The sequence below is a fragment of the Mesorhizobium sp. B2-3-2 genome (assembly GCF_006442295.1).
GTDB lineage: Bacteria > Pseudomonadota > Alphaproteobacteria > Rhizobiales > Rhizobiaceae > Mesorhizobium.
Map to the genome: position 1 here is coordinate 973,694 of NZ_VFWA01000001.1, position 14,700 is coordinate 988,393.

Sequence of the window (14,700 nt, forward strand, 5' to 3'; positions counted from 1 at the left end):
CGAACAGGCGCCCAGGACTGACGATGATCGTGAACCATCGCCGGACGCGTTGCTTTCACGGCGCTATCGCCTTATATGGCGATTTTAGCGGAGCTTGAGCCCTATGGCAGACGCAGACGACGTGCTTTCCGCGGAAGCTGACGATCACTTCCACGACGAATGCGGCGTGTTCGGCATTTTCGGCCGGCAGGACGCGGCGGCCATCGTCACGCTCGGTCTGCACGCGCTGCAGCATCGCGGCCAGGAAGCGGCCGGCATCGTCTCCTACGACGGCACCCAGTTCCATGTCGAACGCCATGTCGGCCTGATCGGCGACACCTTCACCAAGCAACGCGTCATCGACAGCCTGCAAGGCAATCGCGCCATCGGCCACACGCGCTATGCCACCACCGGTGGCGCCGGCATGCGCAACATCCAGCCTTTCTTCGCCGAACTGGCCGATGGCGGCTTCGCCGTGGCCCATAACGGCAATCTGACCAACGCCATGACCGTGCAACGCGCGCTGCAGAAGCAGGGCGCGATCTTCTCCTCGACCTCCGACACCGAGACGCTTCTGCACCTCGTCGCCACCAGCAAGGAGCGCGATTTGAACTCGCGCTTCATCGATGCGGTGCGCCAAGTCGAGGGCGCCTTCTCGCTGGTGGCGATGACGGCCAAGAAGATGATCGGCTGCCGTGACCCGCTCGGCATCCGTCCACTGGTGCTGGGCGACCTCGACGGCGCCTGGATCCTGGCCTCCGAAACCTGCGCTCTCGACATTATCGGCGCGCGTTTCGTGCGCGATTTGAAGCCCGGCGAAATGGTCGTTGTTACCTCCAAGGGCATCGAAAGCCTGTTCCCGTTCGAGCCGCAGAAGACCCGCTTCTGCATCTTCGAATATGTCTATTTCGCACGCCCGGATTCTTCGGTCGAAGGCCGCAACGTCTACGAGGTGCGCAAGCGCATCGGCGCGGAACTCGCGCAGGAAAATCCGGTCGAGGCCGACATCGTCGTGCCGGTGCCGGATTCCGGCACGCCGGCGGCAATCGGCTTTTCGCAAGCCGCGGGCATTCCCTTCGAGCTCGGCATCATCCGCAACCACTATGTCGGCCGCACCTTCATCCAGCCAGGCGATTCCATCCGCCATATGGGCGTCAAGCTCAAGCACAACGCCAACCGCCGCATGATCGAGGGCAAGCGCGTCGTGCTGGTCGACGATTCCATCGTGCGCGGCACGACCAGCCAGAAGATCGTGCAGATGGTGCGCGATGCGGGCGCCAAGGAAGTGCACATGCGCATCGCCTCGCCGCCGACCAGCGCCTCCTGCTTCTACGGCGTCGATACGCCGGAAAAATCGAAGCTTTTGGCATCACGCATGTCGATTGAGGAGATGGCCGAATTCATCCGCGTCGATTCGCTCGGTTTCCTGTCGATCGACGGGCTTTACCGCGCCGTCGGCGAGGCCAATCGCGACAACGAGCAACCGCAATTCTGCGACGCCTGCTTCACCGGCCAGTATCCGACCCGCCTGCTCGATTTCGAAGGCCACGACAATGTGCGCACGCTGTCGCTGCTGGCGACGAGCGGGGCGTAGGATTGCCGCACCGCCAGTTGCCATAGCCATATTTCCGGAATCCATCGCATGACCCTAGACCTTTCCGGCCGCGTTGCAGTCGTTACCGGCGCCTCGCGGGGCATCGGCTACTTCATCGCCAGGGAACTGGCCGCCGCCGGCGCCCACGTCATTGCCGTGGCGCGCACCGTGGGCGGACTGGAGGAACTCGACGACCAGATCAAGGCCGAGCGCGCCAAAACCGGCAAGGGCGAAGCGACGCTGGTGCCGCTCGACCTTGCCGACATGGCCGGCATCGACCGCCTGGGCGGCGCCATCCACGAGCGCTGGGGCAAGCTCGACATTCTCGTCGCCAATGCGGGCGTGCTCGGCGTGATCTCGCCGATCGGTCATGTCGAGGCCAAAACCTTCGAGAAGGTGATGACCATCAACGTCACCTCGACCTGGCGGCTGATCCGCTCGGTCGACCCGCTGCTGCGGCTCTCCGACGCCGGCCGAGCCATCATTCTTTCGTCCAATGCCGCTCACTCGGCGCGCGCCTTCTGGGCGCCCTACGCGGCTTCCAAGGCGGCGGTCGAGACGATGATGCGCTCCTGGGCGCATGAGACGCAGAGCCTGCCGCTCAGGGTCAACGCGGCCGACCCCGGCGCCACCCGCACCGCGATGCGCGCGCAAGCCGTGCCCGGCGAGGACCCGCAAACGCTGCCGCATCCTTCCGAGATCGCCAAACGCATCGTGCCGCTGGCAAGCCCCGACCTGAAAGAGACGGGATTGATCTTCCAGGCCAAGCACAACCGTTTTGTCGCCTACCGGCAGCCGGAATAGCCGCATCCTTTTTATCGGAAGAATTCGGCTCCGGGCGGCGTTCCTCGAATGTATATTCGAAGCTCAAACCCCGGAGGACCGACATGCGCAGACTTATTCTCATCGCCGCCACCGCCATTATCTCCGCCTTGGCCGCAGGCACGGCCTTGTCACAAGATGCCAAGATGAGTTTCTTCGTCACCAGCGTCGGCTCGGGCAAAGGGGCAGACCTCGGCGGCCTGAAGGGCGCGGACGCGCATTGCGCCTCGCTGGCGGAAGCAGCCGGCGTCACCGGCAAGACCTGGGCCGCCTACCTGTCGACCAGCACCGAGGATGCGCGCGACCGCATCGGCAAAGGGCCATGGGTTAATGCCAAGGGCGTCAAGATAGCCGACGACGTCGCCTCGCTGCACGGTGAAGCCAACGGCATCTCCAAGCAGACGGCGCTCAACGAAAAAGGCGAGATGGTCAACGGCCGCGGCGATACGCCCAACCGGCACGATATCCTGACCGGCTCGAAGCCCGATGGCACCAAGATCGCCGACCAGACCTGCGGTGACTGGACCATGAGCGGCGCGGAAGGCGCTGCCATGATGGGTCACCACGACCGCACCGGGCTCGATGATTCGGCTGCCGCCAAATCCTGGAACTCTTCGCACGCCTCGCGCGGCGGCTGCGGCCAGGAGGCGTTGAAAGGCACCGGCGGCGACGGCCTGTTCTATTGTTTCGCAACGAATTGACCGGAACCGGCCTGCCCGCCACATCACGCGGCTGTGATGTGGCGGCGGAAAGCTGCGTCGCGGTCATGCTTTCGTCATTTCCGCGGAGTTGATAGGATCGTATCGGTTCCCACAACAAGCCCGGCTGGGCAGAGCAAGGAAATTCCCATGGCTTCGAGCGTAGCGTTGGTCTGGTACCTGGTAATCGCCGGCCCGCAAGGCGGCATGGTCGTGTTGCCCAGCACGTTCGACAAGCGCGAACAATGCACCGCCGCCATCACCGAATACCAGAAGCAGCCGGCCCCGACCGGCTGGTCGCTGCAATGCGTGCCGAGCGCCTCACCCTTCACCGACGAGGGCGACGCGGAGGAACCGTCAGCGCAGTAGGGCGCGCTGCTGCGTCAGCGCCTTGCGCTGACCGTCAGCTCCGGCTTCTGGTTGATGGTCTGGAACACCACGCAGTAGCGTTCGGTCAGTTTCAGCAAGGAATCGATGCGCTCCTGCGGCTCATCGGTGTCGAGACTGAAGTTCAGCCTGATTGCCCGAAAACCGACCGGCGCGTCCTTGGCGACGCCAAGCGTGCCGCGAAAATCAAGGTCGCCTTCGGCCTCGACCGTGGCGGCGCCGAGTTTGAATTCGAGCGCCGTCGCCACCGCCTTGAGCGTCACGCCGGCGCAGGCCACCAGTGCCTCCAGCAGCATGTCGCCCGAGCAAAGCTCGAGCCCCGAGCCGCCGGTTGCCGGATGCAAGCCGGCAATCGCGATAGCCCTGCCCGTCTCGACCTTGCAGGCGATCGACTGGTCATCGAGACTGCCTCTGGCCCTGAGCGTGATGAGCGCGCGCGAAGCATCGTCGCGATAGGTCTCTTTCAGCGGCGCCTGCATGGCCTTCAGTGCGGTGGCGTCCATTTCGCTGCCCCTTTCGACGATTGTTTCTGGCGCTGGCATGCGCCAACCGACCGAGATTTGACCCGATCACACCGGAAAGCAAACATTATCATCGCGTTGGGACACAGGCGCGCAACCACTATCCCAAATGGAGATTGAGGGACGAGGCCTCAAAACCGTTTGATCCCTGGCGAGTGCCATCGTTTTCCGATGACCGTCTCGGGTCAACGAGGGCTGGCGATGGGCAGTCGGGTTGTGCCGGCGGTTTCTCCTGATAGGAATTTTTTCTTGACGGGGTGAAGGCAGCTATGGTACATATCTCGTTATGGTGCTGAGTTGCGCCAGGGACCCGCCGCACAGGCGGGTTTATTCATTCAATGCTCTCTCAATAGCGCACCGAGAAGGCTTGCACGGAACCCGCTGACCCGGATTCGTTGTCCTGATGGCAGGCGATCCGTCTCAGCCGGACAAGCCTTTCCTTTGACTTCGATCGCATCGGCCATAGCTATGCGACAAGCGTTCTCGCGGAGGCGTCATGCCGTTCAAGTTGAAACTGATCTCTCTCATCCTGCTGATGCTCGCTGCCTTCGCACAGCCTGTCCTGGCTGAAACGCCGGAGAGGCCGGCGCCGACCGGCGGTGTGCTGTCGCTGCTGCCGACGCCGCAGGTCACCAGCCATTCCATCACGGTTGCCGGACGCAAGCTGGACTATCAGGCCAAGGCCGGCACGCTGTCGCTGCTTTCGGGCAAGGCCGACGTCACGGCGGAGATCTTTTATGTCGCCTACACGCTGCGGCCACCGGCCGACGCGGCAAAAACGGCACCACGCCCCATTACCTTCGTCTTCAATGGCGGCCCCGGGGCGGCCTCCGCCTATCTGCATCTCGGTGCACTCGGTCCGCGCATCATCACGACCGGAGCCGACGGCGAATTCCTGCCGCCGCCGCAAAAGATCATCGACAATCCGGACAGTTGGCTCGACATGACCGACCTCGTCTTTGTCGATCCGGTCGGCACCGGCTACAGCCGCGAGGCTCCTGGGCAGAACACCCACGATTTCTGGGGCGTCAACCAGGACGCCAGCTCGATCGGCGCCTTCATCCGGCTCTATCTGGCGCAGAACGGCCGCAGCGGCTCGCCGCTTTTCCTTGCCGGGGAAAGCTATGGCGGGTTTCGCGCGGCACTGCTGGCCAGAACGCTGCAGGAGGATATCGGCCTTAGCCCGAGCGGCATCGTGCTGATCTCGCCGGCGCTGGAATTCATGCTGGTGCAACCTGACGAATTCGAGCCGCTGCACTGGGCCCTCGAACTCCCCTCGCTGGCGTCGGCGCGGCTCAGTGCCGACGGCGTTACGGGCGAGGCGCTGCGGGCGCAGTTGGCCGCGGTCGAGCGCTATGCGCTTGGCGACTACCTCACGGCGCTGACCAGCGGGCTGGAGCAAGGCGGGCGGCTGGCGAGCCAGCGGGTGGCCGAGATCACCGGCCTGCCGCTCGATCTCGTGCAGCGGAACTTCGCGCGTATCCCGACCAGCCTTTTCGCGAGGGAGTTTGCCCGCGCGAAAGGCAAGGTGCTCAGCCCCTATGATGCCATGATCGGCACGGCCGACATCGCTCCTGAAAGCGCTCGCACCGCCGGACCCGATCCCGTGCTCGACCGCAGCGTTCCGGCATTGACCTCGGCTTTTGTCGGCTATGCCCGCGACGAATTGAACTACCACACCGATGTCAGCTACCGGCTGCTCAATGGCGAGATCAGCCGCAATTGGGACTACGGCACATCGCGGCAGGGCTATGCCGGCGTGATGAACGATCTGCAGCGGGCGCGCTCGCTCAATCCCGCGCTCGGCGTCGTCATCGTCAACGGCTACACCGATCTCGTCACGCCCTATCTGGCATCTCGCTATCTGGTGAACCAGATACCGACGCTCGCCGGTGCAAAGCCCATCCGCGTCGATGTGCTGGACGGAGGACACATGATGTATTTCAGGCCGGACGGAAGGCGGGCGCTCAAGGCAGCGGCGGCGGAGCTTTACCAAGCGACGCAGTAAGCGCCACGGGATACGCCGGAAGCGCGGTGCGACGAGCATCCGCGATACGCTGGCGGACAGACCCTCCTCTTTCCTGCCAGACAAAGGAGGCGGGAAGGAACTCCGCGGAGCGGAGCTCATCCTAGCTGCCGGCTGACTTCAACCGGCCTGCGGCGCCGAAGCGATCTCACACCCGGGGCTGTGACTTCACATGGGCAATATAGCCGCGCACGTCGCTGGCCGGGCCTGCATAGGCCTCGCCGAGCTTCTTCTCCATCGCGGCCATGTAGTCGCTGGCCCATTCGGGCAGGGCATAGTCGATGACGGCGAGAAATTCGAGTGTCGCCGCCAGGCGGATGTCGGCGATAGACGGGTTCTTGCCTCCAATGAAGGGCTTGCCGTCCCTGAAGAAGGAGTGGAACACCTCCAGCGGTTCGGAGATGGCGGCGATCGCCGCCTTCTGCGCCTCCGACTTCATGTCGGGATGAGCGTCGCTGTGGCCGACCTCGCCGGCATATTGCGGGAAACCGAGCGCCGGATAGGTGGCGCGCGCCACATAGGGATAGAGCGTGCCGATCAGGTAGAACATGGCGCTGTCGATCATCGCCCGCTTGGCAGGCGCCTTGGGGTAGAATTTCTCCAGCCCGTGCTTGTTGGCGAGATACTGCATGATGGCGCAGCTCTCCCAAAGCACCCCCCGCGGCAGGCCTTTGTCCTCGATCATCGGGGTTAGATGGGCCGGGTTACGCGCCATGAATTCGGGCGAACGCGTGCTGCCCCAGGCGTCGGCCTCGGCATGGTCCAGCCCGGCGGCGCGGGCAAACACCCGAACCGTCATGTTGTTGACGCTCGGCTTCAGCATGCTGATCATCAGGGCGGGTTTCTTCGCCGATTTCCCCTTGGTCCTGGACGCGGTCTTGCCGGCGGTTGCTGCTTTTGACGCCGGCTTGGCCGAAGGCTTTGCCGATATTTTTGGCGCCGGCTTGGTTGAAGCTTTTGCTGCTGGTTTCGCCCTGGCTTTTGGTGTGGCCTTGGCCGCCGGCTTCCTCGCACCCTTCGTCGCTGTCTTTGCCATGTGTTCCTCCCTTGCTTGTTCAAAAATCAATATGGATTGCGCGGCGTCCTGTCGGCCGACAATGTCGCGCGCGAGCGCTCGACCAGCGCCTGGATGGCGTCGGCCAGATGCGCCTCGGCGATGTTGTAGTCGCCACGCGCGACGCGGAGCTTGTGCGCTTCCATCAGCACGTCGGCATGGCCAAAGCCGGCCGGCGGCTCGAAACGGTAGGAAGCAAGTTCGATCAGCAGGCCGAGCGGATCCTCGAAATAGATCGAATCCATGAAACCGCGGTCCTTGACGCCGCTGTGCTTGATGGCGCGCTCGTCAAGCCGGGCGACCGCCTGCAGGAAGGTGACGCGCGACACGGCAAAGGCGATGTGGTGGACGCAGCCGGTGTCGGTCGGGGTGCGTCGCTTTACCGGCGTACGGGTCTCGTCGGTAAAGATGGTGATCAGCCGCCCGTCGCCGGGATCGAAATAGAGATGGCTTTCAGTTGCCTTGTCGAGGTTGGGCTGCTCGAAAATGAAAGGCATGCCCAGCACGCCTTCCCAGAAATCGATCGATGTCTGGCGACCGGCGCCGACCAGCGTGATGTGATGTACGCCTTGCGATTGCAGTTTCTGCATTGCGTTCTTCCCCCGATCTCGGCGTCTCGATGTCCGTAACTGCCGGCTGTCAGGGCCCGCTGCCATGATGCGAATGGCGTCTCTTATGCGAGCGCTGGCTTCCTGATCCGCACCGTTTCCCTGGCCCGCCGAGCCTTGCGCGCCGGCTTTGTGAGACGATGCTAAACCAATCAGCCGCGACGCGCCAGAAGTGGCATCAGGAGTCACCCTGCCCCAACGCAAGCATGGCGCTGGAGCAGCGCCTTGCAAGGTTTCGCCCCTATAGCTGGCGAGAGCGGAGCCGACAGGGGCCGGAGCCGTTTTCACACAAGGCCGCTTGCCGCATGGCCGACGTCGCCATTCTCGAAACACGCGAAAGGGTTCTCGCAGGTATCCTCCTGACCGGCGCCGCCTATTTGCTTTTTTCGACGCAGGACGCTTCGATCAAGCTGCTGGTCGCCGGCATGAGCGTCTGGCAGATCCTGTTTTTCCGCAGCATCACCATCCTGACCGCCTGCGCGGCGATCGGCGGGCGGCATCTCTATGCGGAGACGGCGCGGTCGCCGATCGTGTGGCCGATGCTGTTGCGCAGCGTCTTCACCCTGGCGGCCTGGCTCTGCTACTACAATGCGGCGCGCAGCCTGCAGCTCGCCGAACTGACTACCGTCTATTATGCGGCCCCGATCATCGTCACCGTGCTTTCCGTGGTGATGCTTGGCGAAAAAGTGCCCATGCTGCGCTGGCTGGCGGTGGCGATCGGCTTCGCCGGCGTCTTCGTCGCCTGCGATCCTGCCCATCTCGGCCTGTCCGTGCCGGTGCTGCTGGTTCTGGCCGCCGCTTTCCTGTGGGGCATCGCCATCGTGCTGTTGCGCAAGACAGCACTTGCCGAGCGCTCGATGATCCAGCTCCTGCTCAACAATTTCTATTTCCTGATATTCTCGGCGGTGCCGGCGCTGCTCTGGTGGCAGACGCCCGACTGGAGCGAACTGCTTCTGCTTGCCAGCGTCGGCGCGCTCGGCGGCTTGGCGCAATATCTTCTCTTCGAAGGCATGAAACGGACGCCGGCCTCGATCATCGCGCCGCTGGAATACACCTCGCTGTTGTGGGCCTTCGCGCTCGGCTTCGCCATCTGGGGCGACGTGCCGCGCCGCGAAGTGTTCTTCGGCGCGGCTCTCATCATTGCCGCAGGGCTGCTGATCGTGGGCGCCGAGCATTTCCGCAAACGGCTGTGATGGCCAGACTGCTGACACTACGATGTCAGGACAGAACCACGTAGATTGGCTTTCATGACCGACGTAGCAGCCGCCACCGACACCGCAGAACGGACACTTGGCATCATCCTGGTGTCGTCGTCGGCGGCGGTGTTCGGGCTGACCGGTGTGCTGACCAAATCGATCCATGCCGATCCGCTGACCATCACCTGCTGGCGCGGCTTCGTCGGCTTCATCCTGATCAGCCTCTATGTGCTGTGGCGCCGCCACCGCTCCGGCAACCGCGAAACGCTGCGGCTCGGCTGGCGCGGCTGGCTGCTGGCGGTGGAAGGCGCGCTGGCCAGCATCGCCTTCATCTCCGCCTTTAAATTCACCTTCGTCGCCAATGTCACGGTCATCTACGCGACGTCGCCTTTCATTGCCGCGCTGCTCGCCTTCCTGCTGGTGCGCGAGCCCTTCCGCCTGCAGACGATGTTAGCCGCCGCGGTCTCGCTTGGCGGCGTCGCGGTCATGGTCTGGTCGAGCTTCGGCACCGGCAATCTGTTCGGAGACGGGCTGGCGCTGCTGATGACGATCGGCAGCGCGCTCTACATGATCATGGTGCGCGCCTTCCGCGACACGCCGGCGGTCTGGGCAGGTGCGGTCTCGGCCCTGCTGTTGTTCATACTTGGCTGGTTCGTCACCGACCCGCTTGCCGTCTCGGCAAGAGACGCCGTGCTGCTCGTCGCGTTCGGCTCGAGCTTCGCACTCTCCTCGATCCTGTGGACGGAAGGCGCGAGGCTCATCCCGGCGGCTGAATCCGGCCTGCTCGGCTCTGCCGAAGTGCCGTTCGCCATCCTGTTTGCCTTTCTGTTCCTGGCCGAGATACCGCCCGTGGCCAGCATGATCGGCGGCGCGATCGTGCTTTGCGCGGTGTTCGCCCATGCCGGCCGCGACTGGCTGTCGGCAAAGCAGCAACAAGCGCCAGGTCCGTTGTGAAAGCCGAGCCCAAAAAAATTTGCGCAGTCACGGAACCATCATCCGGTTCAGGCATTGTTGAGCCGACGGACCACCCCCCGAGTCCCCCCAAACCCCTCGGTCCGTCCTACTCCAAGCCGACCGTAAGGTCGGCTTTTTCTTTGGCCCCGCGCCGGAAAACAGACCGCTGTCAGCCAAAAAGTCCTGGCAGTGCCAGGCCGGCGCCGAGCAGTGCGGCCAGATCCCGCGCCGGGTTCTCGGCATCGGCGCGCAGCCGGATGGCGAATTCGGCAACGGGCACGGGCGGCAGGTCAAATATGTGGGGTGCTTCGACAATCCCGGAATGGGCAAAGCGCGCGGTGCGCAGCGTCAGCGCAATGCCGGCATTGACCGCCGTGCGCAGGCCGGCCAGGCTCGCGCTGCCGGCCGCGATGCGATAGCGCCGGCCGGCCGCATCGAGCGCCGAGATTGCCGCTTCGCGGAAGCCACAATGCGGATCGAGCAGCGCAAGCGGCAATTCGTCCTGTCGCGCGGCCAGCCCTTTTTGCGAACACAGCCACACCATCGGCTCGCGCAGCACGCCGATTTCGTCCGGCGTCGCCGCCTGCCGCATGACGATCGCCAGATCCAGGCTACCGCCCTGAAGGGCTTGCGCCAGTTCGGCGGAGCGGCCGACGCGCAGCTCGATCCTGACGCGTGGATGGCTTTCGGCGAAGGCACGCAGCAGATCGGGCAAGCCACTGTCGGCGAAATCCTGCGTCGTGCCGATCGCGATGCGTCCGTCGGCCTTCGCGCCCTTCAGGCCGAGCCAGGCTTCACGATGCGCTGCAAGGATACGCCGGGCGTAGCCGACAAGCTCCTCACCGGTCGGCGTCAGGCCGCGACCCCTGCCCTGCGGCGCCAGGAGCGGTTCGCCGACGGCCTCTTCCAACCGCTGCATCTGCGCCGTCACCGCCGACGGTGAACGGCCGACAACAGAAGCCGCCTGCGCCAGCGAGCCGCCGTCGGCGAAGGCGAGGAATGTCCTCAGGAGGTCGGGATCGAGCGATTTCATAATTCGATATTATCGAACTATTATTTAAAAACAATTCGATTTTCATGACTCATGGCTGGTGGCATGGTTGCGTCATCGGCTGGCAGAGGCCGCCCGAACCAAGGAGAAGGACAATGCCCATCATCAACATCAGCGTCACCGGGAAGCCCGACGCCGCGCTGTCCGCCAGGATCGCCAAGGAGGCGACCGAACTCACCGCAACACACCTTCGCAAGGATCCGACCATAACGGCGGTTGCCGTCTCCTATCTCGATCCGCAGCACTGGTTCGCCGGCGGCACATCGCTGGCCGAGCATGGGACCAATACGTTCTGGCTCGACATCAAGGTGGTCGACGGCACCAACACCAAGCTCGAGCTGGAAGCCTATCTCAAGGCGATCTTCGCCGCCTTCGGGCGCCTGCTCGGGTCCGTGCACGAAGAAAGCTACGCCTTCGTCCATGAAGTGCCGGCCGCCGCCTACGGTTATGGCGGCAAAACGCAGGAATTCCGCTTCATCAGCGGGAGACTGAAGACGGCGTAAAGGATGCCGCTTTTGCCCGTCCCTTCGCGAGAGGCGGCAAGAGGCCTTCCTCATTGACCTTGCCCGCACATCGTCTAGGTTCTTGCCGAAGCGGCCGCAGAGCCGAGGTGCAAGGAACGTTGGGAGAGACGCGGCATGATCCTGACACTGGCGCTGCTTGCGGGTCTGGTCGTGGCCTGGCTGCTGATCGGCGTGGTGGAAAAGTTCCGCCTCGGCCTGCGCTTTGCCCAGGCGCTGCTCTACGTGCCGTTCAAGCTCGCCTACCGGATCAGCGACAGCCGCATCGCGATCGCGCGCGACGCGGCGGCGCCAGTCATCTATGTCATTTCACATCAGTCGCACTTCGAACCGGCGCTGATGCTGTCGCTGCTGCCTGACGACACGCTGCACATACTCGATGGAGCCTCGGCCAAGGCGCCATGGCTGGAGCCGTGGCGCGAGCTTGGCCGCACCATTGCCTTCAACGCCGAGCACGTCTTCGTCAGCCGCAGGCTGGTGCGCGTGCTGAAGGGCAAGGGCCGGCTTGCCGTCTACCTGCCGGACGCGGTCGAGCCCGACGTCAAGTCGTTCCGGCTGTTTCGCGCTGTCACGCGCATCGCCATGCAGGCCGACGCCCGCATCGTGCCGATCTTCGTCGGCGGCGCCCGCGACCTTCCGGTCTCGTTGACGCCGGCCAGCATCGCGCCACGGCGCTGGTTCCCGCGCCTGTCGATCAGCGCATTGGAACCAATGACCATCGCCGAGCTGGTGGCGCGCATTCCCGACCAGGCCTCGAACACCAACGCGCTGTTCGACCGCTTCGCAGAGGCCCGCTTCGCAGCCGCCGATCTCGATCGCGGCCTGTTCCTGGCCATGCGTGACGCCGCAACCAGGGTCGGCGCATCGCATCCGATCATCGAGGACGTCGTCTCGGGGGCGCTCAGCTATCGAAAACTGTTTATCGGCGCGCGTGTGCTGGGCAGGCGTTTCGAGGCGGTGACGGCGCCCGGCGAAGCGGTCGGCCTGCTCCTGCCCAACGCCAATGGCGTGGTGCTGTCCTTCGTCGGGCTGCTCTCGGCCGGTCGGGTGGCCGCGATGATCAACTACACCGCGGGTCCGGCCAGCGTCACCGCCGCCATCCGCACGGCGGTGATCCGCACGGTCGTCTCGTCCCGCGCCTTCATCGAGAAGGCCGAGCTCGGCGATATCGTCGCGGCGGTCGAAAAGGGCGGCGCGAAGTTTCTCTGGCTGGAGGATACACGCGCCGGCCTGACGGCGCTGGAGAAGCTTGCCGCCGCCTTGCTGTGGCGCTGGCCGCTGCAGCGCCAGGACGCGGCCAAACCCGCGGTGATCCTGTTCACCTCCGGTTCGGAAGGCACGCCGAAGGCGGTGGTGCTGTCGCACAAGAACCTCTACGCCAATGCCATGCAGGCGGAAGCTCGCATCACCATCTCGCCGGCCGATATCCTCCTCAACGTGTTGCCGGTGTTCCACTCCTTCGGGCTGACGGGCGGCACCATCCTGCCGCTGCTTACAGGGGTGAAACTCTTCCTCTACCCCTCGCCTCTCCACTACAAGATCATTCCCGAGATCGCCCGTAAGGTGAAGCCGACGGTCATGTTCGGCACCGACACTTTCCTCGCCAATTACGCACGCACCGCCAAGGACGGCGATTTTTCCAGCCTGCGCTTCGTCGTCGCCGGCGCCGAAGCGGTGAAGCCGGAAACCCGCCGCACCTATCGCGAGCGTTTCCAGGCCGAGATCATCGAAGGCTTTGGGCTGACCGAGGCCGCGCCCGTGGTCGCCGTCAACACCGCAATCCATAGCCGCGACGGCACCGTCGGGCGGCTGCTGCCGGCCATCCGCATGAAGCTCGAACCCGTCGAAGGGATCGAGGGCGCCGGCCGTCTGTGGCTCGACGGTCCGAATATGATGATGGGCTACATGACCGCCGACCGGCCGGGCGAATTGCAGCGACTCGACGGCTGGCACGACACCGGCGACATCGTCTCGGTCGACCGCGAGGGCTTCGTCACCATTCGCGGCCGGGCCAAGCGTTTCGCCAAGATCGCCGGCGAGATGGTGTCGCTGGGTGCGGTCGAGATGCTTGTGCAGTCGCTGTGGCCGGAAGAGCGCCATGCCGCCGTGTCGGTGCCCGACAAAAGACGCGGCGAGCGCATCGTGCTGGTCACCACCGCCGACGATGCAAGTGCCGAAGAACTGCGCCAATTCGGCAAGAAAGCCGGGGCCGCCGAACTGATGGTGCCCAACGACATCGTCAAGGTGGAAGAGATCCCGGCGCTGGGCTCGGGCAAGACCGACTATGTGTCGACCCGCAAACTGGCCATCGATCGTCTGGGGCTGAGTGCGGCGGCGTAAGCGAAACGACCTGAAGGGGTCGTCTCGCATAAATCGCACGCTTGGGCGGAAAGCGTTGGCGCTCAATGCGCCGCGACTCCTCTGTCGGCTTCGGCGACATCGCGGCCGCAAAGGAGAGAAAACAGCGCTATCCGATATCCGAAGGCGGCACCTGCTCGCCTTCCAGCCGGGCGCGCTTCGAATAGGCACGCACGCTGAAGGGCAGGAAGAGGAGATAACCGGCGACGGAGGCCGTCAGCGTGTACCAGGGATAGGTCATCAAGAGCAGAATGTAGAACACGACACCCAGGATGACCGGCAACACCTTGTCACCCGGCACCTTGACGCTCTTTCCCGAATAGACCGGCAAACGGCTGACCAGCAGGAAGGCGACCAGTATGGTGAAGCCGGTGGCGATGAAGGCGGCCGGGCGGCTGGGCTCCAGCCCGAGCCGCAGGAAATACAGATAGAGCGGCAGCATCACCAGCACGGCGCCCGCCGGCGCCGGCACGCCAACGAAATATTCGGTCTGCCACGCCGGCCGCTCGGCCTTTTCCTCGTCAAGAACATTGAAGCGGGCGAGCCGCATACCGCAGGCGATGGTGAACAAAAGGGCGGCAATCCAGCCCGGCGATCCGGCGCGGTCGAGCAGGAAAGCGTAAAGCACCAGCGCGGGCGCCACGCCGAAATTCACGATGTCGGCCAGCGAATCCATCTGCGCGCCGAATTTCGATGTCGCCTTCAGCATTCGCGCCAGACGGCCGTCTATGCCGTCGAGGAAAGCGGCAAGCAGCACCATGACGACCGCGGGCTCGAAGCGGTTCTCGAAGGCGAAGCGGATGCCGGACAGGCCGGCGCAGATGGCGAGCACCGTAACCAGATTGGGCAGCACCATGCGCATCGGGATTTCGCGGATGCGCGGGCCGCCGCTGGCATGCGCCTCGAATTTCTTGAACGGCGCGCCCACCGG

Annotated in this window: 14 protein-coding genes; 9 read left to right on the top strand and 5 right to left on the bottom strand. The window is 64.3% G+C overall.

Annotated elements, in window-relative coordinates:
* Positions 1 to 103: 103 nt before the first annotated feature.
* The 4 genes from purF to FJ964_RS04835 all read left to right on the top strand — a co-directional run bounded on the left by purF (position 104) and on the right by FJ964_RS04835 (position 3,462).
* The gene (gene purF / locus FJ964_RS04820; protein ID WP_140520658.1) at positions 104 to 1,573 is read left to right on the top strand and encodes an amidophosphoribosyltransferase; all 1,470 of its coding nucleotides are present in this window, start codon (positions 104 to 106) and stop codon (positions 1,571 to 1,573) included.
* Positions 1,574 to 1,621: 48 nt separating this feature from the next.
* Positions 1,622 to 2,377 carry an SDR family NAD(P)-dependent oxidoreductase gene (locus tag FJ964_RS04825; protein ID WP_140549296.1) on the top strand — a complete coding sequence of 252 codons (756 nt, stop codon included), beginning with the start codon at positions 1,622 to 1,624 and terminating at the stop codon, positions 2,375 to 2,377.
* Positions 2,378 to 2,460: 83 nt separating this feature from the next.
* Positions 2,461 to 3,096 carry a hypothetical protein gene (locus FJ964_RS04830; protein ID WP_140549297.1) on the top strand — a complete coding sequence of 212 codons (636 nt, stop codon included), beginning with the start codon at positions 2,461 to 2,463 and terminating at the stop codon, positions 3,094 to 3,096.
* Between the two features lie 147 nt (positions 3,097 to 3,243).
* Complete coding sequence (locus tag FJ964_RS04835; RefSeq protein ID WP_140549298.1) at positions 3,244 to 3,462, top strand: hypothetical protein; 219 nt, start codon at positions 3,244 to 3,246, stop codon at positions 3,460 to 3,462.
* 14 nt (positions 3,463 to 3,476) lie between these two features.
* On the opposite strand, the gene FJ964_RS04840 is transcribed toward FJ964_RS04835, so the two are convergent.
* Positions 3,477 to 3,983, bottom strand: coding sequence for an OsmC family protein (locus tag FJ964_RS04840; RefSeq protein WP_140549299.1), 507 nt, complete (start codon positions 3,981 to 3,983; stop codon positions 3,477 to 3,479).
* A 514-nt stretch (positions 3,984 to 4,497) separates the two neighbouring features.
* Between FJ964_RS04840 and FJ964_RS04845 the strand changes: the two genes are divergently transcribed.
* Positions 4,498 to 6,009: a peptidase S10 gene (locus FJ964_RS04845; protein WP_140549300.1), complete on the top strand. Its 1,512-nt coding sequence runs from the start codon at positions 4,498 to 4,500 to the stop codon at positions 6,007 to 6,009.
* A gap of 166 nt (positions 6,010 to 6,175) precedes the next feature.
* Here FJ964_RS04845 and FJ964_RS04850 read toward each other — a convergent pair whose 3' ends face one another.
* On the bottom strand, positions 6,176 to 7,063 hold the full coding sequence (locus FJ964_RS04850) for a glutathione S-transferase family protein (protein WP_140549301.1): 888 nt from the start codon (positions 7,061 to 7,063) through the stop codon (positions 6,176 to 6,178).
* 26 nt (positions 7,064 to 7,089) lie between these two features.
* A complete protein-coding gene (locus FJ964_RS04855; protein WP_140549302.1) occupies positions 7,090 to 7,671 on the bottom strand; it encodes a VOC family protein in 582 nt (193 codons plus the stop codon).
* Between the two features lie 323 nt (positions 7,672 to 7,994).
* On the opposite strand from FJ964_RS04855, the gene FJ964_RS04860 reads away from it, so the two are divergent.
* A complete protein-coding gene (locus FJ964_RS04860; RefSeq protein ID WP_140549303.1) occupies positions 7,995 to 8,882 on the top strand; it encodes a DMT family transporter in 888 nt (295 codons plus the stop codon).
* Positions 8,883 to 8,936: 54 nt separating this feature from the next.
* Positions 8,937 to 9,839, top strand: a complete 903-nt coding sequence (locus FJ964_RS04865) for a DMT family transporter (RefSeq protein WP_140549304.1) — start codon at positions 8,937 to 8,939, stop codon at positions 9,837 to 9,839.
* A gap of 169 nt (positions 9,840 to 10,008) precedes the next feature.
* Here FJ964_RS04865 and FJ964_RS04870 read toward each other — a convergent pair whose 3' ends face one another.
* The gene (locus FJ964_RS04870; RefSeq protein ID WP_140549305.1) at positions 10,009 to 10,872 is read right to left on the bottom strand and encodes a LysR substrate-binding domain-containing protein; all 864 of its coding nucleotides are present in this window, start codon (positions 10,870 to 10,872) and stop codon (positions 10,009 to 10,011) included.
* Positions 10,873 to 10,985: 113 nt separating this feature from the next.
* Between FJ964_RS04870 and FJ964_RS04875 the strand changes: the two genes are divergently transcribed.
* Entirely contained in the window at positions 10,986 to 11,393 is a 408-nt protein-coding gene (locus FJ964_RS04875; RefSeq protein WP_140549306.1) for a 4-oxalocrotonate tautomerase family protein, read from the top strand.
* 135 nt (positions 11,394 to 11,528) lie between these two features.
* The gene (locus FJ964_RS04880; RefSeq protein WP_140549307.1) at positions 11,529 to 13,751 is read left to right on the top strand and encodes an AMP-binding protein; all 2,223 of its coding nucleotides are present in this window, start codon (positions 11,529 to 11,531) and stop codon (positions 13,749 to 13,751) included.
* 127 nt (positions 13,752 to 13,878) lie between these two features.
* On the opposite strand, the gene FJ964_RS04885 is transcribed toward FJ964_RS04880, so the two are convergent.
* The gene (locus tag FJ964_RS04885; protein WP_140549308.1) at positions 13,879 to 14,697 is read right to left on the bottom strand and encodes a phosphatidylcholine/phosphatidylserine synthase; all 819 of its coding nucleotides are present in this window, start codon (positions 14,695 to 14,697) and stop codon (positions 13,879 to 13,881) included.
* Positions 14,698 to 14,700: the final 3 nt, after the last annotated feature.

What these genes read in the sequence shown, in the direction of transcription:
- purF (WP_140520658.1), top strand. Translation starts at nt 104, where the DNA reads ATGGCAGACGCAGACGACGTGCTTTCCGCGGAAGCTGACGATCACTTC.
- FJ964_RS04825 (WP_140549296.1), top strand. Translation starts at nt 1,622, where the DNA reads ATGACCCTAGACCTTTCCGGCCGCGTTGCAGTCGTTACCGGCGCCTCG.
- FJ964_RS04830 (WP_140549297.1), top strand. Translation starts at nt 2,461, where the DNA reads ATGCGCAGACTTATTCTCATCGCCGCCACCGCCATTATCTCCGCCTTG.
- FJ964_RS04835 (WP_140549298.1), top strand. Translation starts at nt 3,244, where the DNA reads ATGGCTTCGAGCGTAGCGTTGGTCTGGTACCTGGTAATCGCCGGCCCG.
- FJ964_RS04840 (WP_140549299.1), bottom strand. Translation starts at nt 3,983, where the DNA reads ATGGACGCCACCGCACTGAAGGCCATGCAGGCGCCGCTGAAAGAGACC.
- FJ964_RS04845 (WP_140549300.1), top strand. Translation starts at nt 4,498, where the DNA reads ATGCCGTTCAAGTTGAAACTGATCTCTCTCATCCTGCTGATGCTCGCT.
- FJ964_RS04850 (WP_140549301.1), bottom strand. Translation starts at nt 7,063, where the DNA reads ATGGCAAAGACAGCGACGAAGGGTGCGAGGAAGCCGGCGGCCAAGGCC.
- FJ964_RS04855 (WP_140549302.1), bottom strand. Translation starts at nt 7,671, where the DNA reads ATGCAGAAACTGCAATCGCAAGGCGTACATCACATCACGCTGGTCGGC.
- FJ964_RS04860 (WP_140549303.1), top strand. Translation starts at nt 7,995, where the DNA reads ATGGCCGACGTCGCCATTCTCGAAACACGCGAAAGGGTTCTCGCAGGT.
- FJ964_RS04865 (WP_140549304.1), top strand. Translation starts at nt 8,937, where the DNA reads ATGACCGACGTAGCAGCCGCCACCGACACCGCAGAACGGACACTTGGC.
- FJ964_RS04870 (WP_140549305.1), bottom strand. Translation starts at nt 10,872, where the DNA reads ATGAAATCGCTCGATCCCGACCTCCTGAGGACATTCCTCGCCTTCGCC.
- FJ964_RS04875 (WP_140549306.1), top strand. Translation starts at nt 10,986, where the DNA reads ATGCCCATCATCAACATCAGCGTCACCGGGAAGCCCGACGCCGCGCTG.
- FJ964_RS04880 (WP_140549307.1), top strand. Translation starts at nt 11,529, where the DNA reads ATGATCCTGACACTGGCGCTGCTTGCGGGTCTGGTCGTGGCCTGGCTG.